Raw genomic sequence first — 26,139 nt, 5'->3', positions numbered from 1 at the left:
CCCTACCCCTCCCCTTACAAGTCAAAGGGGTCGCGGCCGGTGCTCGGCTAAGAGGGACAGTAAACAAGGAACTCCGCCATGAGCGCCTTCATGGTATCTAATACACACATTGACGCCCTCCTCACAGCTGGTCTCCATTTCGGCACGCAACTTCCCTTGTCCTGGTATGACACCAAAGAGAAACCCGCTGAGGGCTACCAGCGAGGAGCACCCTGGGGGCCAGGGACGGCCGAGTGGTAAAACAACACCGCCGTACCTTGACGCCAGAGAGTGTCCATTCACGGGTGTGCCGGGGTAGCCCGCTGACCTTGGGGTTTGTGTTGCGGGGACGTGCTGTGGCCGTTGCTTGATCCTGGTGGCTGGGCGTGGATGATCAGGGTTGTGGCTGAGCTGTCCGCGTCGTCGTGGGAGTCGCGTCTCGCGGCTGCCGAGGCGCGGATCGAGGAACTCGCCGTCGGGCAGGCCGCGTCGGTGGCGGCGAACGAGCGGTTGGTGTCGGTCAACGAGCGGCTGCGTCGGGTCGTGGAGGACTCGGCCGCGCGGCATGAGGTGGAGCTTGGCGCGGTGCGCGCCGAGCGGGACCGGGCCGTGCGGCGGGTCGAGGAGCTTGAGCTCGAGTTCGCCGAGCTGCGCCGGCGGTTGTCGATGGACAGTACGAACTCCTCGGTGCCGCCGTCGAAGGATCCGGTCGGGGCGCGGGAGAAGCGGAAGGCCGAGCGGCGGGCGTCCTCGGAGCGGGTCCGGTCGAAGGACAGGAAGCCGGGTGGGCAGCCGGGCCATCCGGGGGCGGGGCTGGCCCGGGAGGAGACGCCGGACCGGTCGTTATCGGCGGACCCGCCGTCGGAATGCTCGTCCTGCGCGGCGGATCTGTCCGGCGCGGGGGTGCTGGCGGACGAGTGGGCGCAGGTCTGGGACCTGCTCGAACCGGTGCTGGAGAAGGTCGAGTGGGCGCTGCCGCGGCGGCGCTGCGCGTGCTGCGCGAAGGTCACCACCGCCGTGGTTCCGGGGGTGCGGCACGCGGCGGCGGGCGGCGTGTCCTACGGGCCGCGGCTGAACGCGGCGGCGGTGCTGCTCGCCTCCGAGGGCAACGTGCCGGTCGAGCGGGCCGCGATGGTCATCCACGCGCTGCTCGGGGTGCCGGTCTCGTCCGGGTTCGTCGCCCGCGCGAACGAGCGGCTCGCGCAGGATCTTCAGGCTGCCGGGTTCGACGAGGCGATGAAGGCGGCGCTGCGGGCCGAACCGGTGCTCTGCGGGGACGAGTCGCCCGTCAACGTGCTGCGCAAGGATCGTGACGAGGTCACCGGCACCGCCCTGTCGGGCACCCCGCACCTGCTGGTGGTGCGCACCCCGGCGCCCGGGCTGGTCTGGTATGCGGCGATCAGCTCCCGCTCGTCCGGGGCGATCGACGCCACCGGCGTCCTCACCGGCTGGCACGGCTACCTGACCCGCGACGACTACGCCGGCTGGCACCAGTACGACCCCACGCTCGCCGGCGTGCAGTTGTGCTGTGCCCATCTCATCAGGGCGTTGCGTGCGGTGCTGATCCTCGCGCCGAAGGTCCAGAAGTGGGCGGGCCGGCTCATCGACCTGCTCCGCGAGGCCAACGGCCTGGTCGTCGCCGCCCGCGCCGCCGGGAACAGCCGCCTCGGCCAGGCCGCGATCGACGCGCTGCGGGCCCGCTACGACGCCGACGTCCGGATCGGCGAGCTGACGAACATGTCCCGCCCCTGGGCCGACGAGAAGAACCATCCCGGCCTGGTCCTGGCCCGCCGGCTCGCCGCGAAGGCAGACCAGGTCTGGCTCTTMACCACCGACTTCAAGATCCCATGGACGAACAACCCCAGCGAGCAGGCCATACGCCTCCCGAAACGCCACCAGGCCGTCTCGGGCTACTGGCACACCCCCACCATGGCCGCCTACCTACGCGTGCGCTCCTACCTCGTCTCCGCCCGCGACCACGGCCTGACCGCCGTCGACGCCATCCGCCTCGCCCTCGCCGGTACGCCCTGGATGCCAGCCAGGCGCGCGGCCAGCCCCACACACRCTCTCGCCACCTAAACCAACATCAACACGGGGCTGCTCAAGCCGTCACCCGTGAATGGACACTTGACTGGGGGCGGGGTCAAACGGTCGTAGCGACGCCTCGATAGGATGATCGTGATGGCGTCGAGGCTGCGGGCAGCCAGGTGCACCAGCGCGGTCCGCTTGATCTGTGACCACACCCCTCCGCCGGGTTCAGCTCGGGGGCATAGGCCGGCAACGCCACCACGCTCACCCCATCGGCGTGTTCCTGGAGAAACGCGGCCATCTCCGCCTGGCGGTGGATGTTCACCCCGTCCCAGACCAGGATCATCCGGCCCCCGGGAAGCTGGGCGTGCGCGGCGGCCAGCAGATCCCGGCAGYCCTGCCAGCCGATGCCTTTCCGGCCGCTGCCACCACGCCAGGTCCGGGCCCGGTAGAGCAGCCCTGGGCCGCCACCCGGGGCGGTAGCAGACCATCGGCGACCACACTCACCCGTCCGGACCCGCCCGGCCGGGTACCCGCACCACCGGTGTTCGCCCACGTCGACCCCAGGTCCGTGCCCGTGGCGGCCTGCGGCTCTGTCCTGTCTCGCCGAGGAAACCCGGCCCAGGCCGCTTGCTCCAGACAGTGCGGGGGTGTGGTTTGTTGCCTGTCACGCAGCGGGCGTGTCGGTGCCGCGCAGGATGTAGAGATCGTCGCCGAAGACGGCGGTGATCTGGATCTGGCCGCCGAGGGCCTGGACGTAGCGGGCGATGACGTCGACGGTGGAGACGTCGCCGCGTTCGATCTGGGAGACCCGGCTCTTGCTGACACCCATGTGCTCGGCGACCTCGGTCTGGGTCAGGCCGAGGAGCCTGCGGCGTTCAGCGAGGCGGTGGCCGTCGATGTAGGCCTGGTTGCGCCTGCGGGCCTCGGTCAGGGTCTCCTCGGCGTCGGCGATCAGATCGGCGCGGACGTCGTTCCACCGGGGGAATCTGGTCATGAGCTGCCCTCCTCGGCTTCCCGTTCCTTCATGTACTCGGCGTACAGCGTCTCCGCGCGTGGGATCGCCGTGCGGTACCAGCCGGACCAGTCGCCCGACTTGTCCCCACCGATCAGCAGGATGGCGCAGCGCCAGGGATCGAAGACGAACAGGACGCGGATCTCCGAGGTGCCCGCGGAAGCTGGCCGGAGCTCCTTGAGATTGTGGATCTCCGAGCCGACCAGGCGGTCGACCAGTGGTCGRCCCAGGCTTGGCCCGGCATCGGCCAGYCGATCGATCGCGTCGACGACGAGCGCCCTGGACCTCGGATCGAGCTCGTTGACCCAGGCCAGGAACTCGTTCGTCACGCGGACTTCCCATTCGTCCACAGACAGAGTTTAGCAAATTCTCGACCTCGGACGTGGGAGCGGCGGCGCCGGGCTCGCTGTCTTCTACGTGGCCGGCCGTGGTGTCTCGACCTCGCGGACACGTAGCGTGGYCACGTCGCGTACCCGAGTTTCGGTGAAATCTGCGAGCAGATCTACTATCCCGTGCTTGAGGCAACCGTAGGCCGGCCGTACGCGCGGCAACAGCGRCACCACCGGCGCGATCCGCGGCGGTGGTGTCACCACGGGGCTGAAGTGGAAGCGCCGGCGTGAGCCGCTGTCGATCGTCGGCGAAGTGGACGCCGCGGTACGCGAGGCGTGCTGGGAACTCGGCGCTATCGTTGCCGCCAGTCTGGCAGACGGCTTGAGCGCCGCCCCCGTTGGCCGTGTGGATCGGGAGCTAGCTGTGCGGCGCCGTCTGGGATGTCGGTGTTCGCCGGTACGGTGCCGCCATGTCGAGTCCGCCTTCGCCGCATGACGCGGTGTTCCGCCGGGTCCTCGGTGTGCCGTCGAACGCGGCGTCGCAGCTGCGCGCGACGCTGCCGGCGGCTCTTGTGGCCCGCCTCGACCTCGACCGGCTGGCGATTGTCCCCGGTAGCCTGGTCGACGCCACGCTGCGGTGGYGGCACACCGACCTGCTCTTCACCGCTCCGCTTGACGGCCATGAGGCGTTCATCTACGTCCTCGTCGAGCACCAGAGCAGCAGCGACCCGCTTATGGCGTTCCGGATGCTGCGTTACGTCGTGCGTGTTTGGGACCGCTACCTGGCAGACCATCACAAAGCGGCCCGGCTGCCAGCGGTGGTCCCGCTGGTCGTGCACCACAACGAGCACGCGTGGGTCGCCCCGACTCAGGTGCTCGACCTGGTCGACCTGGCTCCGGACCTCGCCGGCGCCTGGCGGGAGCATCTGCCCCGGTTCCRGTTCCTGCTCGATGACCTGGTTCGCGTTGACGAGCGGGAGCTGCGGGAGCGTCCGCTGACGCACTCGGTGCGGCTCACTCTGCTCCTCCTCAAGATCGTCCCTGGTAACCCCCGGCTCGCCCAGGACCTGCGACCGTGGGTCGACGAACTGCGCGCGGTCCTCGACGGCCCGGATGGCAGGGAGGAGTTCGCCACTTTGCTGCGTTACATTGAGCTGGTCGGAGAAGCGGACGCCCGCGACGAGTTGCATGACCTGATCGCCGGCCTTGGACCTGAGGCGGAGGATGCCTACATGACCATCGCAGAGATGCTCCGTGCCGAGGGTCGTGTCGAGGGCCGCGTCGAGGGTCGTGTCGAGTCGCTCCTCCAGCTGTTGACCCTCAAGTTCGGTCCGCTTCCCGAGGCCGCGCTCGCCGCCGTGCACGACGCCTCCGCCGGCCAGCTCCAGACCTGGACCGCTCGCGTCCTGACCGCCGACACGCTCGACCAGCTTTTCCTCTGACCAGCTGCAACGCCGCGGTAGCTCTCTTCGCGCGGGTTGCCTGTCAGCACGAGCACGCGTCCTGACGTGCCTTCAGCCCGGCCGCGGCGATGTTGGCCGGGTCGCCGCGGGGGATCGCGTCGGTGACCACGCGCACCAGGCGCACCCCCACCCATATGCACTTACTGGCCTTCCCGGACATGGATGATCCGTTCGGGTCCCCCGCTCCGACCGTGGTAGCCGTACCCCCCCTGTTGCGGAGATCATCCGGGCGCTCACCGCGACGGACCTGACAGCCGTCCCGCTGCGCTCGTTGCGGCAGGTGACCGAGCTACGGCTCGGCCTRCCCCAACCACGCGACGACCGCGTCGCCGCGCTCACAGCGGCGCTGGCCGGTGATCCCGCCGATCCGCGGACTCGGGCCGAGTTCGGCGCCACCGTCGGGGCGAGTGAACGTACAGTGAACGTACCTTGAGCCGCCTGTTCCGTTGCCAGACCGGGATGACCTTCCCGCAGACCGTGCTCAGGTCCCCCAAACTCACCGGTCGACGGATCGCCGTCACCTTGGTATGTCGATTTATCCTGTATCGTCCCCAATGGCATCATGAGCGGGGTGCCCCGGGGGACCGGGGAGAATCGGGAAGCCGGTGAAAGTCCGGCACGGGCCCGCCGCGGTAACCGGGAAGTCGCCGTCCATGCGCGTCGCGCAGCCACTGGGCCCTCGGGTCCGGGAAGGCGGACGGCCGGCGTTGATCCGGAAGTCCGAAGACCGGCCCCGCATCGACGTCGCCCGTCGTCGTGCGGGCGGCCGGACAGCGGGAGYCTGCCATGCCCACCGACAGCCACCCTACGAACCTCCGCCCCACGGACCTCTACGATGTCCTGCACCGGCGGCGCGACGTACGCGGCCAGTTCACCGGCGCGCCGATCCCCGCCGACGTGCTCGACCGGGTGCTCGGGGCGGCTCACGCCGCGCCGAGCGTCGGCCTCAGCCAGCCCTGGGACTTCATCCTCGTCACCGACGAGCGGTCCCGGCGGGCCTTCCACACCCATGTGCACCGCGAGCGCGCCGTCTTCGCCGGGGCCCTGGCCGGTGAGCGTGCAGCCCGGTTCGCCCGGATCAGGATCGACGGCATCCTGGAGTCGTCGTTGTCGCTGGTCGTGACCTACGATCCGCACCGCGGCGGGCCGGCGGTGCTGGGGCGGCACGCCATTGCCGACGCCGRCTTGTACTCGGTGTGCCTGGCGATCGAGAACCTGTGGCTCGCCGCAACCGCCGAGGGCCTCGGGGTGGGCTGKGTGTCGTTCTACCGGGAGCCGTTCGTTCGTGATCTGCTCGCCATCCCCGCCGACATCCGGCCCGTGGCGTGGCTCTGCCTCGGGCCGGTAACCCATCTTGAGCACGTTCCCGACCTCGAACGCCATGGCTGGGCCCGGCGGCGTCCCCTCGCCGACGCCGTCCACGCCGAGCGCTGGGGCGCGATGCCGTTCGGGGGCGCGATGCCGTCCGGGGGCGCGATGCCGTCCGGGGGCGCGATGCCGTCCGGGGACGAGTGGCCGTCCGGGGACGGTGCTCCCGCTGATCCTGGAATCGAGGGGCCAGCGGGTGTCCAACACTTGTTGGACTTCAGGTATGACTGTGGTGAGCATGCGGGATCTCAGCCACGCCGTGGGTACCTGGGTTGACCGTGCGCACGCGGGAGAATCGATCGTCATCACTCGCAACGGACGACCGTGGGCGAGGCTGGTGCCCGAACTGACGCAGACGGGCAGTGACTACCTGGACCAACTCGTTGCCGAGGGGCGCGTTACCGTCCCCACCGCGAGCCTGGCTGATCTCCCTGAACCGACGTCTACGGGCAGCTGGGACGGCCGTGACTCCGTGGACGTGGTGGCGGAGCTACGCGGGGAATCTTCTTGAATTATCTGGACTCCAGCGCATTGATGAAGTTGACCCATCCGGAGCGTGGGACGCGTGCGCTGCGCTCCTGGCTTGCCGTCCGGCCAGGCGTCGCGGTGTCGTCCGCGCTTGTGATGCTCGAAGTGACCCGAGCGTTGCGCCGCAGCGACCCCGCCGCTCTTCCCCGTATCCCCGACGTCCTGTCGCGGATCACGCTCGTGCCCATCGACCAACCGATCATGGTCTCCGCCGCGGCCTTGACGGATCCGTTGCTGCGTTCGCTGGATGCCCTGCATCTCGCGACGGCGCTCCGGCTCGATGCGCCGTCACTGGTCTTCGTCAGCTACGACAAGCGCCTGTCGACCGCCGCCGCCCAGGAAGGCCTGACCGTTGCTGTGCCCGCCTGAGCCACCGGGCGCATGCCGAGCCTGGCTGGTTTCTTCGCCCGAGCCGGTGGCCGGCGTTGGGAGCGGACCATGCCTGAGGAAGGGTGGACCATGCCTGAGCAAAACGTGGCGTCCGAGCAAAATATGGCGTCGGTGCTGCCCCGGTCCTTGGGTACTTCCTCGGATTCGCGCCGAGGATGGTGAGCCGGGCACCCCCGTTCGGCCCCACGTTTCCGTTCAGGTCGTGTTGAGCATTCCCGAAACCTGTGGCCAGGCTAGGCTCGTCCCACGTGAACGGCGTTCCCGAGCCACTGAACTAGCCGCTGAAAGGATCCTCATGCGACGGCGTCTGTCGATCACCCTGGCCGGCCTCGGCTTGYTCACCGCGTTGTTCGCCGCTGCGGCCTCGGCGGTGGCACCGGCGGCTCCGAGCGCCACGAGGGTCGTCGCGGAGCCGGTCGCGTTCACGACCTGGAACGAGAAGCAGCCACCGGCGGCCGTCACCTACGACCGGCATCTCGTTCCGGTCGGCGCCGGGGCGGTCGTACTGGCGGCCGGCGGACCTCGTACCGTGGTGGGCTTGGTGGTTCAGGGGCTGCTGCCCGGCCACAGGTACGGGGCGCATGTTCATCAGAAGGCGTGCGGCGCGACGGGTACGGCGGCCGGGCCGCATTACCAGAACGTGCCGGACCCGGTACAACCCTCTGTCGATCCGGCGTACGCCAATCCACACAACGAGGTCTGGCTGGATTTCAGTACGGACGCCGACGGCAACGGCCAGGCGTTCGCCGTCGTCGACTGGAACTTCCGAGCCGGCGGTGCCAGGGCCGTCGTGCTCCACGAGCACGGGACGAGTGGCATGCCCGGCGAAGCCGGATCCGCCGGTCCGCGGGCGGCCTGCATCACCGTTCCGTTCTCCTAAATTTTTCCTAGATCCGATCGCTTCGCTATCTTGTGGCGAAGCCGAAGGCGGCGGTCGCGTAGCCGGTTTGCCACAGTCAGAGTCTCCGGTGCGTGGTGGATGAGCACCAGGACGCCGGACGGTGGCGTGACGCGGCCGTGYGGCGGGTTCAGCAGGGCGGTGCGGTCGTCGCGCCCCCGACTGGGGCGCCCGTCGGGCAGCTTGTCGCCGTGGTCGAGGCGCCCGGGCTCGGCGACGGGGTCGGCGCGACCGTCGGGGAGGCGCCCGTCGGCTGCGATGGCCGGCTCGTAGGCGTGGCGCTCGGCTGCGCGCTCGCCGTGGTGGGTACCGGTGTCGCAGTGCCCGGGTCCGTCGGTGTCATCGGCTGTTCGTCGCCGACCGGGGGTGGGCTGGCCGGGCCGGGCCGAGCCGGGCCGGGCCGGGTGCCCGGCGTCCACAGCGGAGCACCGGCCGGCGGCTGGTTCGCGGGGCCGCCGGGGGCCGCCGGGCCGAACGACGGGGCGGGGGCGGCCGGTTCCACCTGGGGATCGGAGCCGCCGGCCCCGATGAGCGCGGCGACGAGCCCGACGAGCCCGACGATTCCAGCGAGCAGGACGACCGGCAGCGCTCCGTGCGCGCCCGGTGCCTGCCGCCGCCAGGACGCCGGGAGCCGGCCGAGCAGCATGCCGAGGAGCCCGCCGTCCGCCGGGTGTCGCGGCGGACCGGCTGCGCCGCCGTCGGCGGGATCCTGCACCGAGCCGTCCGCGCCCCGGCGGGGCACCGGGACGGTGCGCCACGACTGGTCGTCGCCCGGCGGTGGCGTCGGCCGGTTGGCCAGGGGATGGGTCGGCTGATCGGGCCGGTCAGGGTCCAGCGGCGCGCCGTTGCTGTTGCTGCCGTTGCCGGGTCCCGCGCTCAGCGGCGGGCGGGCCTGCCAGGGGGTGAGGGCCAACGCCGCAGCCCGGTCGGCGTCGGCCGGGGTGCGGACCGCGGAGTCCGAGACCAGGCTGCGGACCAGTTCGGCGGCGCTCGGGCGCTCCTCCGGCCGACGCCCGAGCGCCGCGCGCACCAGCGGGGCGAGCTTCACCGGCACGCCGGCGATGTCGGGTGGTCGGTCCTCGCGCATCCTGGTCAGCACGTCGGACTGCTCGGAGGCGAACGGCGGATGTCCCGTCGCCGCGTACGTCACGCAGGCGCCCCAGGCGAACACGTCGGCGGGGGGCCCGGCCCGTTCCCCGCGCAGCTGCTCGGGCGCCATCCAGGCCAGCGTGCCAATGAGAATCCCGGTGCGGGTGTGGCTGGGGATCCCCGAGGCCCGCGCGATGCCGAAGTCGATGACCTTCGRGCCGTCCCAGGCCAGCAGGATGTTCGAGGGCTTGAGGTCGCGGTGCACCACTCCGGCGGCATGGATGGYGATCAGCGCGTCGGCGAGTCCCACGCTGAAGCCGTGCAGCAGCCGTTCCTCCAGCCGGCCGTGGCGCAGCACCGCGTCGGCGAGGCTGGTGCCCTCCACGTATTCGGTCGCCAGCCACGGCGACGTGGCCTCGGGATCGGCGTCGAGTACCGCCGCGACCGCCCGGCCGTGCACCCGGCGGGCGGCGGCCACCTCGCGGCGGAACCGTTCCCGGAATTCGGGGTCGTCGGCGAACCGGGCGTCGGGAACCTTCACCGCGGCGGCCCGGCCGTCGGCGTTGAAACCGAGGTACACGGTGCCCATGCCGCCAGCRCCGATCCGGTTGTGGATCGTGAACGGGCCGACGTGGCGCGGGTCGTCGTCAACAAGCGGGGTCAGCATCGTGCCGCCTGTCCTGATCGCCGCGTTCGGTTCCGCGTTCGGCCGTGAGACTCGGAATGCCGGGGCTCACCCGAAAGCTCACTCCTTCGTCGGCGGTGGGCACGGGCCGAGGCCCGATGGCCGCCGGCCCGCGCCGCACCGGTGTCCGTGGGTCGACGGCATTCACAGCGTCATTCACAGCGTCCACGGCATCCGCGACGTCCACGGCCCCGCGAGACCCCTAACCCTGAACCGTAATGCTTCCAGCGCAGCGATGTGCGGCTGGGCGCGGAGGCGGGCGCCTCGGGTCCGCCACCCGCCACCGCCATCCGCCACCCGCCATCCGGTACCGCCCGCCGCCACCCGGACCCCGGCGGACGGCCCTACCGTCGGCTGCCGGAGACATTCGGGTCGCTCGGCGGAATCTTGTCCAGGGTGGAGAAGATTGTGCCAGTCCAGCGGAAGCGGACGTCGGCGTGGCCCGACGGGGCATCGACCGGGTCCCGCGGGTCGTAGGTGGCATAGCGCAGCACGACCTCATGATCGTTGCGCTGGCGCTGGAGGGTGATGCGCGCGCTGGGTGCCTTCGTGTCCGTGCCACGGTACTCACCGTCGGCGAAGACGAAGGCGAGCTGCCGGGGGGTGTCCCCGGCCGGCTGGCCGGTGCCGATCACTACGTTCAGTCGCCGGTCGGCCGCGTAGGTGCTCATGTCCGGCTCATAGCCCTTCCGGCGCACCGTGGCGGCGGCGTCGGCGGCGGACAGCGTCGCCACCGTGGTCGCCACCGTGGTCGCCACCGGTGTCGGGCTCGCTGACGCCGACGCCCGCGCCCGCGCCGATGCGGGCCCGGTTGTGGCGGGCGGCGCGGCGGCCTGCAACGGACCCGTCGTCCCGGCGGCCTGCAACGGACCCGTCGTCCCGGCGGCCGTCCCCGCCGTCGCCAGCGGGTCTGGCGTCGACCCCGTGATGGTGGGCGTGTCGTCGCTACGGTTGAGCACCAGGGCCGCCGCGAGGCCCCCGCTGAGCAGCACCGCGAGCAGCGCGGCCACCGCCACGACGGCTCCACGCCGCCCGCCGCCCCCGCTCCCGCCTCTGCCCGACCCGACGCGCCACCCGTCGTCCTCCCAGCCGTCAGCGCCGTGGCTCACGGTCGGCGGGGCGGACGCGCGGTGGTGGGCGGACGCGCGGTGGTGGGCGGGATCGGGACCGTAGCCGGCGTCGCGGTACCCCCCGTGGGGACCCTCGCCGTCCGGCGGGGTCGGCGGCAACGACCACCAGCGGGCCAGCGCCGTCTCGCTGGCCCGGTCCGATTCGGCGGGGGAGCGGACGTCGTGGCCGACCAGTCGGGCGAGCAGCTCGGTGGCGGCGGGGCGGCGCGCCGGCTCCTTGTCCAGGGCCGCCCGCACGACGCCGACCAGGGACGCGGGCAACCCGTCGAGGTTGGGCTCCGCGGTGAGGATCTGCAGGCCGATCGCCTCCGCCCGTTCGCCCCGGAAGGGGGGCCGGCCGGCGGCGGCGAAGGTGACGCAGGCCCCCCAGGCGAAGATGTCGGCCGCGGGTCCGGCCCGCTCGCCGCGCAGCTGCTCGGGCGCCATCCAGACCAGGGTGCCGATCAGCATTCCCGTCCGGGTGTGGCTCGTGTTGTCCCCGGCGCGGGCGATGCCGAAGTCGATGACCTTCGGGCCGTCCCAGGTGAGCAGGATGTTCGCCGGTTTGAGGTCGCGGTGCACCACCCCGGCGGCATGGATCGCGACCAGGGCGTCGGCCAGACCGACGGCGAGTCCCTGGACCAGTCGATCGTCGAGCTGGCCGCGGGTGGCGACCGCGTCCGCCAGGTTCCTGCCCTCGACGTACTCCGTGGCCATCCACGGCCGTTGCCCGGTCAGGTCGGCGTCGAGCACAGCGGCGACGGCGCTGCCCCTGACCCGGCGGGCCGCGTCGACCTCGTGCCGGAAACGGGACCGGAACTCGGGATCGTCGGCGAGTCCGGCCGACGGCACCTTCACGGCCGCAGGCCTGCCGTCGGTGCCGAAACCGAGGTAGACGACGCCCATCCCACCCGCGCCGATGCGGTTCGCCAGCCGGTAGGGGCCGATGCGTCGGGGATCGTCCGTGGTCAGGGGCGTCAGCACGCCGCTTGCCTTCTCTCCGTCGTCGGGTGTCGGGGTAGCCCGGGTGTCGGGGTGGCCCGGGTGTCGGGGTGGCCCGGGTGTCGGGGTGGCCCGGGTGTCGGGGTGGCCCGGGTGTCGGGGTGGCCCGGGTGTCGGGGTAGCCCGGGTGTCGGGGTGGCCCGGCGGTTCCGGCGCACCTCGCGACGGTGCGGGGTGGAGATGCGCCGATTGTCTCCCGTGCCGTCCCCTGCACTCATCTGACGGCGTTGCCTTCGCTCTGTGTCAAGTGTCCGCCACTTTATGTGTGCGGTGTGGTCGAYGCGCCGCTCGCGGTGTGGTTGACGCGTCGCCGCTACRCCCTGACGACCTTCGCGCGAAGATTTGTCCAATGCTTGGTATGGAACGAAAGAATTAGAGGTTGTAGCGTAATCTTGCAGGGATATTTTCGTAAGAAGATCGACGTCGCCGAGACGGCTCGTGGGATGGCGACGGGATCCGGATGAAAGTGGTCCGGGGGAGGAGAGCGGGATGGTCGTCCCCTTGCGGTCAGCCCAGCCCTTGCGGTCAGCCCAGGTGTCTGCGTCCGGTGCCCGGTCGGCGGACGCGATGCCGGCGGAGGGGCTAGCGGCGGACGCAGTGCTGAGCACGCTCGGTCGTCACGTCCTCGTCGACGGCTTCGACCTCGTCTGCGACCTGGCGATGAGCCGCGGCAGCGTGCTCGTCGACGCCCGTGATGGGCGGCGCTATCTCGACCTCTACAGCTTCTTCGCCTCGGCGCCGCTCGGGATCAACCCGCCGGACCTCGTCAACGACGCGGGCTTCGTCGCCCGGCTGGGCCGGGTGGCGGTCAACAAGCCGGCGAATCCGGACGTCGCCACCGTCGCCTACGCCGAGTTCGTGCGGACCTTCGCCCGGGTCCTCGGCGATCCGCAGTTGCCGCATCTGTTCTTCGTCGAGGGCGGGGCCCTGGCGGTGGAGAACGCGCTCAAGTGCGCCTTCGACTGGAAGAGYCGGCACAACGCGGCACACGGCCGTCCCGCGGCGCTCGGCCGTCGGGTTCTGCACCTGCGGAACGCCTTCCACGGACGCAGCGGCTACACCCTCTCGGTCACGAACACCGATCCGGTCAAGACCGAGCGTTTCCCCGTCTTCGACTGGCCGCGCATTGACTGCCCGGCGATGATGTTTCCCTGCGTGGGGCCGGCCCTCGACGCCGTGATTGCCGCGGAACGTGTCGCGCTCGGCCAGGCCGAGGCCGCCTTCGCCGCCCATCCCCACGACATCGCCTGCTTTCTGGCCGAACCGATCCAGAGCGAGGGCGGGGACAACCACCTGCGGGCCGAGTTCTTGGCCGCGATGGCCGCGCTCTGCCGGCGCCACGACGCGCTGTTCGTGCTCGACGAGGTGCAGACCGGTGTCGGCGCCACCGGCTCGGCGTGGGCCTACCAGCAGCTCGGCCTGCGCCCGGACGTCGTCGCGTTCGGTAAGAAGGTCCAGCTCGGCGGGGTGATGGCCGGCCGGCGGGTCGACGAGGTCGCCGACAACGTCTTCCGCGTGCCCGGGCGGATCAACTCCACCTGGGGTGGTGGCCTGGTGGACATGGTCCGCGCCACCCGCATCCTGGAGATTATCGAGGCACAGGGGCTCATGGCCCGGGCCGGCGAGCTCGGCGTGGGCATGCTTGCCGGGCTGACGGAGCTCGCGGCCCGCCACTCCCGGCTGCTGCGTAATCCCCGTGGGCGCGGTCTGCTCTGCGCGGTGGACCTGCCGGGCAGCGCCGTCCGGAACGAGGTGCTGCGGCGGCTGCGGGTGCGCGAGGGAGTCCTCGCGCTGCCCGCCGGGGAACGGGCCATCCGGTTCCGACCGGCGCTGACGGTGAGCGCCGAGCAGCTCGCCGCCGGGATCGCGGCCCTCGGCCGGGTCCTCGACGGACTGCCGGGTGGTGGATTGGACGGGCTGGGCGGATCCGATGGGCCGGGCGGATTAGATAGGCCGGATGGACCCGGTGGACCGGATGGGGGATCGTCATGACGCTGGTACGGCCACGGCGGGTTGGTGCGCTCATTGGCGGACGTCCGCGGGACGGACGTCCGCGGGACGGGTGCGCGCCGCCCGGCGCGGCCGAAGCGGAGCTCACCCCGGTCCGGACGGTGCCCTCGACCAACCCGGCCCGGCTCGACGACGTGGTCGCCGAGGTCGAGCTGGCCGGCCCGGAGACGATCCTTGCCGCCGCGGTGGCGGCCCGTGACGCCCAGCGCACCTGGGCAGACGTGCCGGCCCCGGTCCGGGGAAGCGTGATCGGCAATCTCGGCCGGCTCGTCGCGGACAACGCCGCCGCGCTCGCCCGGCTCGTCACCCGGGAGATCGGCAAACCGGCGGCCGAGGCTCGCGGCGAGGTCCAGGAGATCATCGACACCTGCGAGTTCTTCCGCGGCGAGGGACGCCGGCTTTACGGCGAGACCGTTCCCTCCGAGATGCCGGACAAGCAGCTGTTCACCTTCCGGGAGCCGGTCGGGGTGATGATGGTGATAACAGCGGGGAACTTCCCGGTGGCGGTGCCGTCCTGGTACATCGTGCCGGCCCTGCTCGCCGGCGACACCGTGGTCTGGAAGCCTGCCGAGTACGCGGCGGCCTGCGCGCAGGCCCTGGTCGAGCTGATGGCCGCCGCCGGGGTTCCCGCCGGCGCGGTGAACCTCGTGCCCGCCGACGGCGCGGCGACGTCGCTCGGGCTGGAGCGGGCGCTGGCGGCCGGCGTCGTCGACAAGGTCGGCTTCACCGGATCCACCGAGGTCGGCCGGTTCATCGGCGCCCTGTGCGGCCGGTACCTGCAGTCGCCGTGCCTGGAACTCGGCGGGAAGAACCCGATGGTCGTTGCGCCCGACGCCGATCTCGACGCCGCCGTCGAAGCGGCGGTGTTCGCCGGGTTCGGCACCGCCGGGCAGCGGTGCACCTCGCTGGGTACGGCGATCGTGCACGAGTCGGTGCACGCCGAGTTCGTGCGTCGGCTCGACGCCGCCGTGTCCGCGGCGGTCGTCGGCGATCCGACCCGGGACGTGCTGTACGGGCCGCTGCTCGACGCCCGGTTCGCGGCCGGGTTCGCCGACCATCTCGACCTGATCCGGGACCATCACCGGATCTTCGGGTCCACCGCGGTGGGACGGATCACGTCGGCCGGTTTCGGGACGTCGGCCGGTTCATCGACGCCGTTGACACCGGCAGGGCCGGGAAGGTGGCCGGGCGGACCGCGTCGCGGCTTCGTCGGCGATCCCGACTCCGGGCTGTACTACCACCCGGTGGTGCTCGACGGCGTGCGCCCGGACGACGAGGTGTTCCGCGAGGAGACGTTCGGTCCGATCATCGGCGTTACCACCTACCGCAGCCTCGACGAGGCCATCGACCTGGCGAACCTGCCCGGCTACGGGCTGTCGTCGTCGATCTACACCGGCGATGCGGCGAGCGCGTTCCGGTTCCGGCGGGGGGTGCGGGCCGGGATGGTCAGCGTCAACTCCTCGACGTCGGGCGCGGAGGCCCACCTGCCCTTCGGTGGCAACGGGCGGTCCGGTAACGGAAGCCGCCAGTCCGGTCGCTGGGTCCTCGACCAGGTCACCCGATGGCAGTCGATGAACTGGGACTACTCCGGCAGGTTGCAGAAGGCCCAACTCGACACGGCCGTGCCCCCGGCCGACCTGTCCTTCCGCCTGTCGGACCCGTGACGTTCCGACTGAGACGGGTGCCGTGCTGCCGTCTCGCCGTGCTGCCRTGCTGCCGTCTCGCCTCATGGACCCGATGGGGTTTTCTCGACGATGCGGAACAACGCGGCTGGTCACGGCGGATCGGGGCGTCCGGAGGTTCCGCCGTCCCGGTGCGTTGTCGCATCTCGCCGCATCCAGGACTGGGCCCCGGCGCCGGGCGCCGGTCCGCGCCATAGTCGGCGCATGCCAGACCTGGTGATGCAACCGATGCCCGGGATGCGGCCGACCCCCGGCACACGACGGGCCGGCCGCCGGGAATGGGCCGGTCTCGCCGTACTCGCCCTGCCCTGCCTGCTGCTGTCGATCGACGTGACCGTGCTGTACTTCGCCCTRCCGTTCATCACCGCACGCCTCGCCCCGAGCGGCGCCCAACTGCTCTGGATCGTCGACATCTACTCCTTCGTGCTCGCCGGCCTGCTGATCRCGATGGGGACGGTCGGCGACCGGATCGGGCGTCGCCGGCTCCTGCTCTACGGCGCGRCCGTGTTCGGAACCGCGTCGGTACTCGCCGCCTACGCCACCGGCCCGGTCATGCTGATCCTCGCCCGGGCGGCGATGGGCGCCGCCGGTGCCACCCTGATGCCGTCGACCCTCGGGCTCATCCGGGTCCTGTTCGTCGATCCGGACCAGAGGCGCGTCGCCGTCGCCATCTGGACGGCGAGCTTCTCCGGCGGTGTCGCGCTGGGACCGCTGCTCGGCGGCTTCCTGCTGGAGCACTTCTGGTGGGGTGCCGTCTTCCTGATCAATGTGCCGGTGATGCTCCTGCTGCTGGTGCTGGGTCTCGCGTTCCTGCCCGAGTTCCGGGATCCGCGTCCCGRCCGCTTCGACCTGACCAGCGCCGGGCTCTCCCTCGCCGCCGTCCTCAGCGCGGTCTACGGCATGAAGCGCATCGCCGAACACGGCTGGACCGCCGTTCCGATGACCGCCTTCGTCGTCGGTGTGATCCTGGGTGGCCTCCTTGTGGTCCGGCAGCGCCGGGTCGACCAACCGCTGATCGATCCGCGGTTGTTCGCGTCCCGTGCCGTGCGCACGGCGTTGGCCGTCAACGCCCTCGCCCTGTTCGCCCTCGTCGGGTTCAGCTTCTTCGCCACTCAGTACCTGCAGCTCGTGGCGGGCCTGACCCCGCTGGTCGCCGGACTGTGGACGATGTTGCCGGCGACCGCAATGATTATCTCTGTGCTGGCCGCCCCCCGGCTGCTGCGGCTGCTGCGGCTGGGCGGCGCGCTTGGCGCGGGGCTGGTCGTCACCGCGCTGGGATTCGGCATCGCCAGTCGGCTCGGCGTCTCCGGGGGTCTGCCGGTGCTGCTCGGCGCCTATGCCGTGCTGATCAGCGGGGTCGGTGTCGTCCTCACGATCTGCACCGACGTCGTGCTCGGCAACGCCCCACCCGAACGGGCGGGTTCGGCCTCCGCCCTGTCCGAGTCGGCCATCGAGTTCGGGGGCGCGCTCGGGGTCGCCGTTCTCGGCAGCATCGCCACCGCCGTCTACCGGAACGAGGTGCCGACGCGGRCACCGTCCGGCCTGCCCACGATCGCGGTCGACGCGGCGCGGGAGACCCTCGGCGGTGCGGTGGAGGTCGCCCACCGGCTCCCCGGCGGCCTCCACCCGGGTGGTCTTGGCGACATGCTGCTGCGGGTGGCACAGGAATGCTACGTCGACGCGATGTCGGTGACCGCCCTGATTGCCATGACGGTCATGGCGGTCACGGCCATCGCCGTCGTGGTGGTGCTGCGCCGGGACGCTGCGCCGTCGATGCCTGAATCGTCAACGGTCGGATCGTCAACGGCCGGATCGTTGACGGCCGGGGACGCGGTCGCCGGGCGGGCCGAGAGCGTCGGCACCGAAGGGTCCGACCGTACGGTGGCGGACTCCGCCGCTCCCGGGGCATAGGCGTCGCTTCCGATCGTAGACGCCGCTCCCGGGCGGGCTCCCGGGCGGCATAGCCGGGTCAGCCGGCCGTCGACTGGCTCGGTGCGGTCGTGGGCGTCGGTGCGGTCGTGGGCGTCGGTGCGGTCGTGGGCGTCGGTGCGGTCGTGGGCGTCGGTGCGGTCGACTGGCTCGGTGCGGTCGTGGGCGACTCGAAGCGGGGCCGCAGGGGCATGCCGGCGGTGCCGGCGTCCGGCCGGACCGCGAGGGTCTGGTGGATCTGGGTCCGCCCGCTCTCGAAGCTCAGCGCCGATCCGGCCATGTAGAGCCGCCAGACGCGGGCCCGACCCGCCCCGACCATGCCGACCGCGGCCGGCCAGTTCTTCTCCAGCAGGCGTACCCAGGCCCGCAGGGTCAGCGCGTAGTGCTCGCGCAGGGACTCGACGTGGCGCGCCTCGAAACCGGCCGCCTGCATCAGGGAGACCATGACCCCGATCTCGTGTAGTTCCCCGTCCGGGAAGACGTAGCGCTGGAGGAAGTCGCGTCCCCTCGGCAACGGGACCGGGCCGAGGCCGGGCCGGGCCCGGCGGGCCCCCGCGGGGTCGCCGGGAAACGAGATGCCGTGGTTGAGCAGGCGCCCCCCGGGGCGCAGCAGCCGGTACAACTGGTCGAAGTAAGTCGGGAGCATCGCCCGGCCGACGTGTTCCACCATGCCGATGGAACTGATCGCGTCGAAGGGGCCGTCCGGGATTTCCCGGTAGTCCTGCAGGCGGATCTCGATGACGTCGGCGAGGTCCGCCTCGGCGACGAGGCGGCGGGCCTGCGTGGCCTGTTCCACCGAGATGGTCACCCCCACGCCGCGGACCCCGTGGTGGCGGGCGGCGTGGATCAGCATGCTGCCCCAGCCGCAGCCGATGTCCAGCAACCGCTCGCCGGGACGCAGGCCCAGCTTGCGGCAGACCAGCTCGTGCTTGGCGTTCTGGGCGGCGTCCAGGCCGACCTGCTCCGATTCCCACACCCCGCAGGAATAGGTCATCGTCGGGCCGAGGATGAGGCGGTAGAACGCATTGGACACGTCGTAGTGATGGGATATCGCCGCCGCGTCCCGGTCCCGGGTGTGCTGCCGGCCGCGCAGCCGGGCCTCCTCGGGCGGCGGGGCCGGCATGCGCGGGCCGAGTTCGCGCAGCAGGGTCGCGGCGGCGCGGGCGGTCGCGCCGGTCAGCCGCGAGCCGGCACCGGCGATGCCTCGGCGCACCGCGAGGGCGGCGAAGATGTCCCCCTCGACGTCGATCTCCCCGGCGACGAAGGCCCGCGCGAAGCCCAGCTCACCCGGGCGGAACAGAATGCGGCGCAGCGCCTCCGGCGAGCGGACCAGGATCCGGGTGGTGGTGTCCGGTCCCAGCACCGAGCCGTCCCACAGCGCGATCCGTACCGGCGGGTCGTCCCCGATCAGGCTCTCGAACAAGATGCGCGTCGCCCGCGCCACGTTCGGTGACCACTGCGGCTCCCGGCGCGGAATGGTCGCTTCGGCAGGGTCGTGCTCCGCCGGCTGTCGACTGATCGTCACGGCGCATCCTCCGGTTGTTACCTGGGCTCATCGTCCCCCGGAAACCTGCTGCCGCAACGGTGTCGGGTGTTGCATGTCCGTATCCCCGACGGGATCCTCGGTAGCGGGAATGCTCCGGTCCGTCCCGCGCCGCTCAGGCCACGGCGGAGGCGCCGAGCAGGGCCTTGAGGTCGCCCATGAGGGCCGGAGTGCGCTGGACCGTATGCGCGTCGTCGAACCGGAACACGGTGGTGCGGCTCGCGGTCTGCAGCCGCAGGTGCACTTCCGTCCGCCCGGGAGGGGCGCCGAGAACCTCCCGCAGCCGCTCCACCGTCAGCGGCGCACCCGCTGCTTGAGCGGGCGGGATTCCGGCGCGACGTACGCCTCGCAGCCGATGATGGGCTTGACGCCGGCCGCCGTCGCCTGCTTGTGGAAGTCGTAGGCGCCGTACATGTAGCCGTGATCGGTGATTGCGACCGCCGGCATCTGCTGGCGGAAGACCTCTTTGAGCATGTCCTTCAGCCGAGCCGCCCCGTCCAGTGTCGAGTACTCGGTGTGAACGTGAAGGTGGACGGAAGAGTTGGACCGTCAGACCTTCCCGCGCGCGCGGTCCGGACACCTCCGCCGTCGTGTCTGCCGGGTACTACGAAGCGATACCGCCGCGGTGCGTACCGCCGCCGCTCGGCGCCGCCACGGTCGTCCCCCGCACGGTCGTCCCCCGCACGGTCGTCCCCCGCACGGTCGTCCCCCGCGCCTCGGCGACGGCGGCCTCGATCACCGCGATCGTCCGCTCCACCTCGCCGTCCGAGGTCGACCAGTTGCTTACCGAGATGCGCATCGCCGTGCGCCCCCGCCACACCGTGCCGCTCACGAACGCCTCGCCGCTCGCCGTCACCGCGGCCGTGACCGCCGCCGTCAGCCGGTCGCCCTCCGCCCGCCCGGCCGCCGTCCGGTCGCCCTCCTGGTCTGCCACCACCCGGATCAGCACCTGGTTGAGCTCCACGACGCGGCCCGGGCCGGCTGACCCGGCTGACCCGGCTGACCCGGCTGGGCCGGCCACCGAGTTCAGCACCGTCACCCCGGGAAGAGCGGCGAGCCGCACGGCGAAGCGGTTGGCATACTCGCAGCACCGGTCCACCAGATCGCGCAGCCCCGCCCGGCCGAGCGAGCGCAGCGCCGCGTATACGGCGAAGGCCCGTGCCCGGCGGCTGAACTCCGGTGTCCAGTCGACCGGGTCGAGCCGGCCGGCGGAGTCGAGGACGAAGTAATCCGCCGAGACCGACATCGACCGCCGGTGCGCCTCGCGGTCCGCGATGAGCGCGATCCCGCAGTCGTACGGGACGTTGAGCCACTTGTGGCCGTCGGTCGCCCACGAGTCGGCCCGCTCGACCCCGGCGACGAGGGCGCGCCGGGACGCCGCCGCCGACACCGCCGCCCACAGCCCGAACGCACCGTCCACGTGTACCCAGGCGCCGTGTTCGCGGGCCAGCGCGCACACCTCCTCGAAGGGGTCGAACCCGCCGGTGTTGACCTCCCCCGCCTGGGCGATCACGATCGTCGGCCCGCTCCCGCCGCTCTCGTCGGCAAGGGCCGCCCGCAGCGCCTCGGGGCGCATCCGCCCGAGTTCGTCGGCCTCGACGGCGATCGTCGCGCGGGTGCCGAATCCGAGCAGGCGCAACGCGGCGTCGACGGTGGCGTGCCGGGCGGCACCGACCAGGACCCGCACGGGCGGCGCCCCGGCGAGACCGTCCGTCTCGACATCCCAGCCGGCCCGCGCCAGCACCCGGTGCCGTGCGGCCGCCAGGGCGGTCACGTGCGCCATCTGGGTGCCGGTGGTGAACCCGACGGACACCCCCGACGGCAGGCCGAGCAGTTGCGCGATCCAGCGGCCGGTCAGCGCCTCGACGGCGCTGGCGGCCGGGGAGAGGGAGGCCAGGGCGGCGTTCTGGTCCCACACGACGGTGAGCAGGTCGGCGGCGAGCGCCGCCGGCAGGGTCCCGCCGACGACGTAGCCGAAGAAGCGGCCCGAGCCGGTCGCGGTGAGGCCGCCGGCCACCGCGTCGACCAGGGCGTCGATGACCGCCACCGGGTCGCTCGGGCCTGCCGGCAGCGTGTCGCCGAGCCGGCGGCGGACCTGCTCGGCGGTCAGGCTGGGGCCGACCCGACGATCGGCCAGACCCGCCAGGTAGGCGTCGGCATGCCCGGCGGCGGCGCGCAGTGCCGCGCGGAGCGCGTCAACGGGCGGCATGCCTCGCATCGGTGGATCTCCTCGTCCGAGATGGATGATCGTTCGCCAGCGGGTCCGATGCCCGGCGGCGTCAGTCGGCCGCCACCGCCGCCGCCGGGCGTGCGCCGCCTCCCGGCCCAGCCAGTCCAGCACCAGCTCGGCGGTGAGCCTTCGCCTCAAGCATCGGCATGTGGCCGAACCTGTCGAGGATCTCCACCCGCCAGTCCGGGCGTTCCGCGGCGACATGGCGTGCCACGCCCACCGGGATCAGCCGGTCGGCGGAGCCGTGGACGAGCAGCGTCGGTTGCCGGACGGTGCGGACCATGTGCGCGAGCGAGGCCGGGCGCACCAGTGACCAGACGACCGAGCGCGCCGCTCCCACGTACGCCTGGTCCGCGCCGGGGATCCCGCCGCGCTCGCTCTGCGCGCGCACCATCGCCGCGATCGCCGCCGGCGGGACGCGGCCGGGGTCGGCGCAGAGCCGCCGCAGGTTCTCGTCGACGAGCTGGTGGGGGGTGTAGCGGCCGCGGCGGTACGCGAGGACCGCCGCGGCGAGGCGGGGGACCGGCAGACCGGGGTGAGCAGTGGGGCGAAGGCGAGCCAGGGGAGGTGGGAGCCGCCGAGACCGTGCGCGCACAGCAGCAGCGGGCCGTCGGGTGGCCCCCCCGAGGTCGACGTAGTGCACCGGCCCGTCCAGCTGGGCCCAGAACGACCGGTGGTTCTCCCGGCCGAACGGGTCCGCCGAAACCGGGGGTGTGGTCACCGGGGGTGTGGTGACCGAGGGGGCGGTCACGTCGCGGCTGCTCATGCTGTGACGGTAGGACGACGCTCCTCGTGGCCGACAGACCCGCCAGCGGTGAAKCCGACGGTGAAACAGCAAGGCCGGCCGCCCGACGGCGGCCGACCTCCAGAAGTCACAGTGACCGGGAGGCGCCGAGCCGGAGCCGGTTCGGGTTTGCGACGGACCCGAACGAGAATGTCTCCGTGGCCGGCTCGAAGACCTCCGCGCCGTCGAGGACGCCGGAGCCGGTCTCCCGCTGACCTGGTAGGGAAAGCCCCGGGACCAGGTGGGTCGTCTCATCCTGTTCCATGCGCAACGCTCCTTCCATCGTTACCGACACCTGTCCCTAAAACGGTATCGAGTGGACGTGGCGCGCAAAGTCTCCAAGTGATCCTGGTCACACCACAAATCCGAACGATGGCGATGCGTTGCGCCCTTCATTGGCCGTCGGATGGCCCTGGCATGCGCGGATCGTGCGCAGAGCATGCGCGAGCCGTTGGTCAGGCGCGTTCAACCGGCCAACCGGCCAACCGGCCCGGTCGAAACCGGGGCCGGTCGGCCGGAGCCCGCGGCCGGGGCGGGACGTCCGGTCGGGCCCGCAGGGGCGCGCCGGAGCCGGCGGTCAGGCTGTCGGTGCCGGTGCGGTGGAGGCCGTTCCGGGAGCGGCGCCCCGGCGCGGCGGGCGGCCGTGCCCGGTCGCCGGCCGCCCGAACCGGTGCCCCTCTCGCCGGGCGGGCCGGTGCTCGTTGCCGCGAGGCGTACCGCCGCCGCGCGGTCCCCGCCCGCCGCCCGTGCGGGCTAGCGGGATCTCGTCCTTGCTGATCCGGGGCGCGGGCGGCCCGGCGAGCTCGAGCACGATCGGATCGTCGGCGGTCGTCGGGATCGGCCTCGCCTCGATCCCGACGGCGCGCAGCAGCCCGCGCACCTTGCCGCGTTCGGCGGGCAGGGTGACGAGCACGTCCGCACCGTCGGCGCCGGCTCGGGCGGTCCGTCCGCCTCGGTGCTGGTAGGTCTTGGCGTCCTCCGGCGGACCGAGGTGCACGACGAGCCGGATGCCGTCAACGTGGATGCCGCGGGCGGCGACGTCGGTGGCGACCAGCACCCGGTAGAAGCCGTCGGTGAAACCGGCCAGCGCCCGGGTCCGCGCCCCCTGTGGCATTCCGCCGTGCAGCGGCTCGGCCGGCACCCCGGCCCGGCTCAGCGACTCGGCCACCCAGTCGGCGTCACGCTGGGTGCGCACGAACACCAGGGTGCGCCCCGAGCCRCCGGCGAGCGCGGTCACCAGGGCGACCTGCGCGGCCCGGTCGACGGCCTCGAGCGCGTGCCGGGCGAGCGTGGTGACCTGGGAGACCTCGGAGTCCACCGCGACCAGGACCGGGTCGGGCAGGTAGTCGCGCACGAGCACCTCGACCTCCCGGTCGAGCGTCGCGCTGAACAGCAGCCGCTGCCCGTCCGCCGGAGTGGCGTCGAGCAGTGCCTTCACCGCGGGCAGGAAGCCGAGGTCACACATGAAGTCGGCCTCGTCCAGGACCGTGATCTCGATCCCGTCCAGCACGCACGCGCCGCGCTCCACCAGATCGGTGAGCCGACCCGGGGTGGCGACGACCAGGTGCACACCGCGGCGCAGCGCGGAGATCTGCCGGCTGATGGACGTCCCGCCGTACACCGGCGCGAGCCGGAGGTTGAGCGCCTTGGTCAGGGGCTCAAGCGCGTCGTTGACCTGCTGGGCCAGCTCGCGGGTCGGCACGAGGACGAGCGCACGGGGCCGGCGGGGCTGGGCCGGCCCCTGGCCGGCCAGGCGGGCGAGCAGCGGCAGCCCGAAGGCGAGCGTTTTGCCCGAGCCGGTCCGGGCCCGGCCGAGGACGTTCTCCCCGGCGAGGACGTCGGGCAGGGTCGATGCCTGGACTGGGAACGGGGCGGCGATGTCCCGGTCGGCCAGCGCCTTGATAAGCCGGCGGGGCAGGCCCGCGGCCTCGAAGGACTCGGCCGGCGGCCGGGGCTCACGCGTGGTGATGGTCGGTCCGGCCGGGCGCGCCGGGCCACCGGAACGGGAGCCGCTGTACCGCGGGCCGCGCCCGCCGGCGCCGCGCCCGCCGGCGCCGCGGCCGCCGGCGCCGCGGCCGCCACCCCGGGCCCCGCCACCGCCCGGACCGCCGCGGCCCCGGGCCGGGCGAGGCTGGCGCTGCGGGGCGTGCGACTGCTGGGAGCCGGGGGACTGCTGGCCCGGGTGGGACTGGGAGTTTCCGTACTGAGACAGAGGATCCGCCGATCAGGTCAGGGCCGCCATGGGTCCACCCGGACTGGATGAGGTGTCCCACACCAGTCCGCGTATCGTCCGGAGGCCGGGGGTACGGCCGGGTTTCGCGACCGGACCCACCGGCGGGTCATCCCCGCTAGGGCGCTCGCACCGACCTCGCACACCCGACCGTTCGGCCGGGCGCGGACGGCCTTGCAAGCCGTCGTTCTGTTCAAGGTACATCGCCGTTCCGCCACGCGGAGTGTGAGAGACGCCGATCCTGCGGCTGTACGTCTCGGGCTCACCCGCTGGTTCGTCCCGGGTTGCTCTTTCGGGCGAGCGGGTCGCCGGCCGCGGTGCGCAGTCCCCGGTCGCGGGCGGTGACGTGCCCGGCCCAGGCCACCAGGGTGACGACGCCGACGAGTGTCCCGTAAGCACCCACCACCCGCCCGGCCGCGCTGTGCCCCGCCGCGAGATTCACCACCGCGTCACCGAGCCCGAACACGACCGCGAGCCCGAGCCCGACCGCGAGCCTGAGCCTGGCGGGCGTCGCAGCCCGCCCGCCCGCCGCCGCGACGGTCCGTCGCCGGGTGGCCGACGGCCGCGACGTCCGACCGGCGTGCAGCGAGCTCAGCACGAGTGGCCCGAGGATCGCCGTGACAGCCAGCAGCTCCATGGTGGTGCTGCGGTGGGGCGTCACGAGGAACCAGGAGCTCACGGCGAACGCGGCGGTCGGACCGGGGGAGACCGGCCCCACGCACGTGGGTGGTTCCACCGGAGTGCCCGATCCCGCGGCGGYGCCCGGTCTCACCGGAGTGCCCGATCCCACGGCGGGGTCCGGCCCGATGGGGGCACCGGATCCGACCCGGCAGCCCGGTCCGACCCCGGCGTCCGCGAGGCTTGGACGAGGCGCGCTGAGTACGAGCAGCGGTGCGACCAGCAGGAGAAGGTAGTGGCTCCACACGATCGGGGAGGCGAGGATCGCGGCGGCGACGGCACCGGCGAACAGCAGCCGTTCGTCGTGGCCCCGCCGGGTGGCCGCCCARCAGACCGCGAGGACGGCCAGGGCGCAGAGCCGGGCGATCGACGCGGCGGCCTCCATCGCGACACCGATGTTGACAAGCAGGCCGGTGAGGCTGAGCCCGTTCGGGGCCTCCGCCCGGGCGAGCGCGTCCAGCATGCCGACGTAGGTCGCTGTTCCCACCGGGCTGAGCAGCTCACCGGCCAGGAACAGGGCGCCGAGACCGGCGAGGGCCACCATCCAGGCCCGCAACCGGCGGGCGAGCAGCAGCCAGAGCAGCAGCGGCGCGAGAAACAGCTTGCTGTAGACGAGCAACGCGACGACGCCGCCACAGGTCCAGGGCCGGTCGCGTCGTTGCCAGGCCAGTGCCAGCCCCGCGAACAGCAACGCGTTGAGGGTGCCCATCTGCAGCCCGATGATGGTGCACGACGGGGCGATGACCAGCGCGTACACCCGCCAGTCCCGGGCGCCGGCGAGGTGGGTCCCGCCGAGCAGGGCGAGCACGGATCCCGCGACGAAGATGTCGTCCGCATGTGCCAGGCAGGACAGCGGCGCGAAYGGCATCGCCGTGAGGTAGGGGTAGACGAACGCGAAGCCGGAGTACACCGCACCCGTGCCGGGGGCGGGATAGGGATCGAGCCCGTGCCGCACGGCCGCGCCGGCCCGCAGGAAGACGTCGACGTCGTAGTGGCCGATCCGGGTGATCAGTCCGAACCAGACCAGCATGATCAGTCCGACGACCGGCAGGGTGGGCCGACCGGGTGGCGTCGGCCATGACACTCCCCGGACGAGCTGTCGGTTATCCGGGCCGGGCCGGCTCCCACGCTCGTCGCCACGGCGATCGTCCTCGTTGCCCCGCATGCTTC

20 protein-coding genes, 2 pseudogenes and 1 riboswitch are annotated in these 26,139 nt (G+C 72.4%); of the genes and pseudogenes, 9 read left to right on the top strand and 13 right to left on the bottom strand.

Annotated features, from left to right (window positions below; genetic code table 11):
- The first annotated feature begins 369 nt into the window (after positions 1-369).
- The gene (locus Manayef4_RS19485) at positions 370-2,058 is read left to right on the top strand and encodes an IS66 family transposase (RefSeq protein WP_083282569.1); all 1,689 of its coding nucleotides are present in this window, start codon (positions 370-372) and stop codon (positions 2,056-2,058) included.
- Between the two features lie 64 nt (positions 2,059-2,122).
- Here the strand turns inward: Manayef4_RS19485 and Manayef4_RS23480 are convergent, their stop codons facing one another.
- The 3 genes from Manayef4_RS23480 to Manayef4_RS19475 form a co-directional block, all read right to left on the bottom strand.
- Entirely contained in the window at positions 2,123-2,563 is a 441-nt protein-coding gene (locus Manayef4_RS23480) for a transposase (protein WP_254665747.1), read from the bottom strand.
- A gap of 111 nt (positions 2,564-2,674) precedes the next feature.
- A complete protein-coding gene (locus Manayef4_RS19480) occupies positions 2,675-3,004 on the bottom strand; it encodes a helix-turn-helix transcriptional regulator (protein ID WP_011437269.1) in 330 nt (109 codons plus the stop codon).
- Positions 3,001-3,378 carry a type II toxin-antitoxin system RelE/ParE family toxin gene (locus tag Manayef4_RS19475; protein WP_070132722.1) on the bottom strand — a complete coding sequence of 126 codons (378 nt, stop codon included), beginning with the start codon at positions 3,376-3,378 and terminating at the stop codon, positions 3,001-3,003. Before Manayef4_RS19475 ends, Manayef4_RS19480 begins: the two co-directional genes overlap by 4 nt.
- 443 nt (positions 3,379-3,821) lie before the next feature.
- On the opposite strand from Manayef4_RS19475, the gene Manayef4_RS19470 reads away from it, so the two are divergent.
- From Manayef4_RS19470 to Manayef4_RS19445, 5 genes and pseudogenes are all read left to right on the top strand, one after another.
- Positions 3,822-4,793 carry an Rpn family recombination-promoting nuclease/putative transposase gene (locus tag Manayef4_RS19470; RefSeq protein WP_083282568.1) on the top strand — a complete coding sequence of 324 codons (972 nt, stop codon included), beginning with the start codon at positions 3,822-3,824 and terminating at the stop codon, positions 4,791-4,793.
- A 573-nt stretch (positions 4,794-5,366) separates the two neighbouring features.
- Positions 5,367-5,565, top strand: a riboswitch (cobalamin riboswitch).
- A gap of 35 nt (positions 5,566-5,600) precedes the next feature.
- Positions 5,601-6,254: pseudogene (gene bluB, locus Manayef4_RS19460) on the top strand (5,6-dimethylbenzimidazole synthase); the annotation flags it as partial.
- Positions 6,196-6,693 (top strand): type II toxin-antitoxin system prevent-host-death family antitoxin, encoded by a 498-nt coding sequence (locus Manayef4_RS26790; RefSeq protein ID WP_349257458.1) that lies wholly within the window; start codon positions 6,196-6,198, stop codon positions 6,691-6,693. The pseudogene bluB and the gene Manayef4_RS26790, both read left to right, overlap by 59 nt.
- Entirely contained in the window at positions 6,690-7,079 is a 390-nt protein-coding gene (locus Manayef4_RS19450) for a type II toxin-antitoxin system VapC family toxin (protein WP_011437264.1), read from the top strand. The genes Manayef4_RS26790 and Manayef4_RS19450 overlap by 4 nt, the downstream gene beginning before the upstream one ends.
- Positions 7,080-7,395: 316 nt before the next feature.
- Positions 7,396-7,980: a superoxide dismutase family protein gene (locus Manayef4_RS19445; RefSeq protein WP_070132718.1), complete on the top strand. Its 585-nt coding sequence runs from the start codon at positions 7,396-7,398 to the stop codon at positions 7,978-7,980.
- A gap of 148 nt (positions 7,981-8,128) precedes the next feature.
- Here Manayef4_RS19445 and Manayef4_RS19440 read toward each other — a convergent pair whose 3' ends face one another.
- A complete protein-coding gene (locus Manayef4_RS19440; protein WP_070132717.1) occupies positions 8,129-9,754 on the bottom strand; it encodes a serine/threonine-protein kinase in 1,626 nt (541 codons plus the stop codon).
- 362 nt (positions 9,755-10,116) lie between these two features.
- Entirely contained in the window at positions 10,117-11,865 is a 1,749-nt protein-coding gene (locus Manayef4_RS19435) for an LppP/LprE family lipoprotein (RefSeq protein WP_070132715.1), read from the bottom strand.
- Between the two features lie 585 nt (positions 11,866-12,450).
- Here Manayef4_RS19435 and lat point away from each other — a divergent pair.
- From lat to Manayef4_RS19420, 3 genes are all read left to right on the top strand, one after another.
- On the top strand, positions 12,451-13,875 hold the full coding sequence (gene lat / locus Manayef4_RS19430; RefSeq protein ID WP_083282585.1) for an L-lysine 6-transaminase: 1,425 nt from the start codon (positions 12,451-12,453) through the stop codon (positions 13,873-13,875).
- A complete protein-coding gene (locus Manayef4_RS19425) occupies positions 13,872-15,557 on the top strand; it encodes an aldehyde dehydrogenase family protein (RefSeq protein WP_011437259.1) in 1,686 nt (561 codons plus the stop codon). Before lat ends, Manayef4_RS19425 begins: the two co-directional genes overlap by 4 nt.
- Positions 15,558-15,779: 222 nt before the next feature.
- Positions 15,780-17,486, top strand: a complete 1,707-nt coding sequence (locus Manayef4_RS19420) for an MFS transporter (protein WP_070132712.1) — start codon at positions 15,780-15,782, stop codon at positions 17,484-17,486.
- Positions 17,487-17,544: 58 nt separating this feature from the next.
- Here the strand turns inward: Manayef4_RS19420 and Manayef4_RS19415 are convergent, their stop codons facing one another.
- The 8 genes and pseudogenes from Manayef4_RS19415 to Manayef4_RS19390 all read right to left on the bottom strand — a co-directional run bounded on the left by Manayef4_RS19415 (position 17,545) and on the right by Manayef4_RS19390 (position 26,134).
- Entirely contained in the window at positions 17,545-19,029 is a 1,485-nt protein-coding gene (locus Manayef4_RS19415; RefSeq protein ID WP_051623864.1) for a class I SAM-dependent methyltransferase, read from the bottom strand.
- Between the two features lie 133 nt (positions 19,030-19,162).
- Entirely contained in the window at positions 19,163-19,339 is a 177-nt protein-coding gene (locus tag Manayef4_RS25190; protein ID WP_011437256.1) for a hypothetical protein, read from the bottom strand.
- An 11-nt stretch (positions 19,340-19,350) separates the two neighbouring features.
- Positions 19,351-19,548, bottom strand: a pseudogene (locus Manayef4_RS19410) (PHP domain-containing protein); the annotation flags it as partial.
- Positions 19,549-19,651: 103 nt separating this feature from the next.
- The gene (locus Manayef4_RS19405; protein ID WP_349256651.1) at positions 19,652-21,256 is read right to left on the bottom strand and encodes a pyridoxal-dependent decarboxylase; all 1,605 of its coding nucleotides are present in this window, start codon (positions 21,254-21,256) and stop codon (positions 19,652-19,654) included.
- A gap of 70 nt (positions 21,257-21,326) precedes the next feature.
- Positions 21,327-22,043 carry a hypothetical protein gene (locus Manayef4_RS19400; protein ID WP_051569466.1) on the bottom strand — a complete coding sequence of 239 codons (717 nt, stop codon included), beginning with the start codon at positions 22,041-22,043 and terminating at the stop codon, positions 21,327-21,329.
- 106 nt (positions 22,044-22,149) lie between these two features.
- Positions 22,150-22,326 carry a hypothetical protein gene (locus Manayef4_RS25185; RefSeq protein WP_023840775.1) on the bottom strand — a complete coding sequence of 59 codons (177 nt, stop codon included), beginning with the start codon at positions 22,324-22,326 and terminating at the stop codon, positions 22,150-22,152.
- A 312-nt stretch (positions 22,327-22,638) separates the two neighbouring features.
- Complete coding sequence (locus tag Manayef4_RS19395) at positions 22,639-23,907, bottom strand: DEAD/DEAH box helicase (RefSeq protein WP_035731820.1); 1,269 nt, start codon at positions 23,905-23,907, stop codon at positions 22,639-22,641.
- Between the two features lie 646 nt (positions 23,908-24,553).
- Positions 24,554-26,134, bottom strand: a complete 1,581-nt coding sequence (locus Manayef4_RS19390) for a glycosyltransferase 87 family protein (RefSeq protein WP_070132710.1) — start codon at positions 26,132-26,134, stop codon at positions 24,554-24,556.
- Between the last annotated feature and the right edge of the window lie 5 nt (positions 26,135-26,139).

The sequence above is a fragment of the Frankia sp. CgMI4 genome, from assembly GCF_001756285.1.
Taxonomy (GTDB): Bacteria; Actinomycetota; Actinomycetes; order Frankiales; family Frankiaceae; genus Frankia; species Frankia casuarinae.
This window is presented reverse-complemented; position numbering and strand designations above follow the sequence as displayed.

What these genes read in the sequence shown, in the direction of transcription:
- Manayef4_RS19480 (WP_011437269.1), bottom strand. Translation starts at nt 3,004, where the DNA reads ATGACCAGATTCCCCCGGTGGAACGACGTCCGCGCCGATCTGATCGCC.
- Manayef4_RS26790 (WP_349257458.1), top strand. Translation starts at nt 6,196, where the DNA reads ATGGCTGGGCCCGGCGGCGTCCCCTCGCCGACGCCGTCCACGCCGAGC.
- Manayef4_RS19425 (WP_011437259.1), top strand. Translation starts at nt 13,872, where the DNA reads ATGACGCTGGTACGGCCACGGCGGGTTGGTGCGCTCATTGGCGGACGT.
- Manayef4_RS19405 (WP_349256651.1), bottom strand. Translation starts at nt 21,256, where the DNA reads ATGCCGCCCGTTGACGCGCTCCGCGCGGCACTGCGCGCCGCCGCCGGG.
- Manayef4_RS19400 (WP_051569466.1), bottom strand. Translation starts at nt 22,043, where the DNA reads ATGAGCAGCCGCGACGTGACCGCCCCCTCGGTCACCACACCCCCGGTG.
- Manayef4_RS25185 (WP_023840775.1), bottom strand. Translation starts at nt 22,326, where the DNA reads ATGGAACAGGATGAGACGACCCACCTGGTCCCGGGGCTTTCCCTACCA.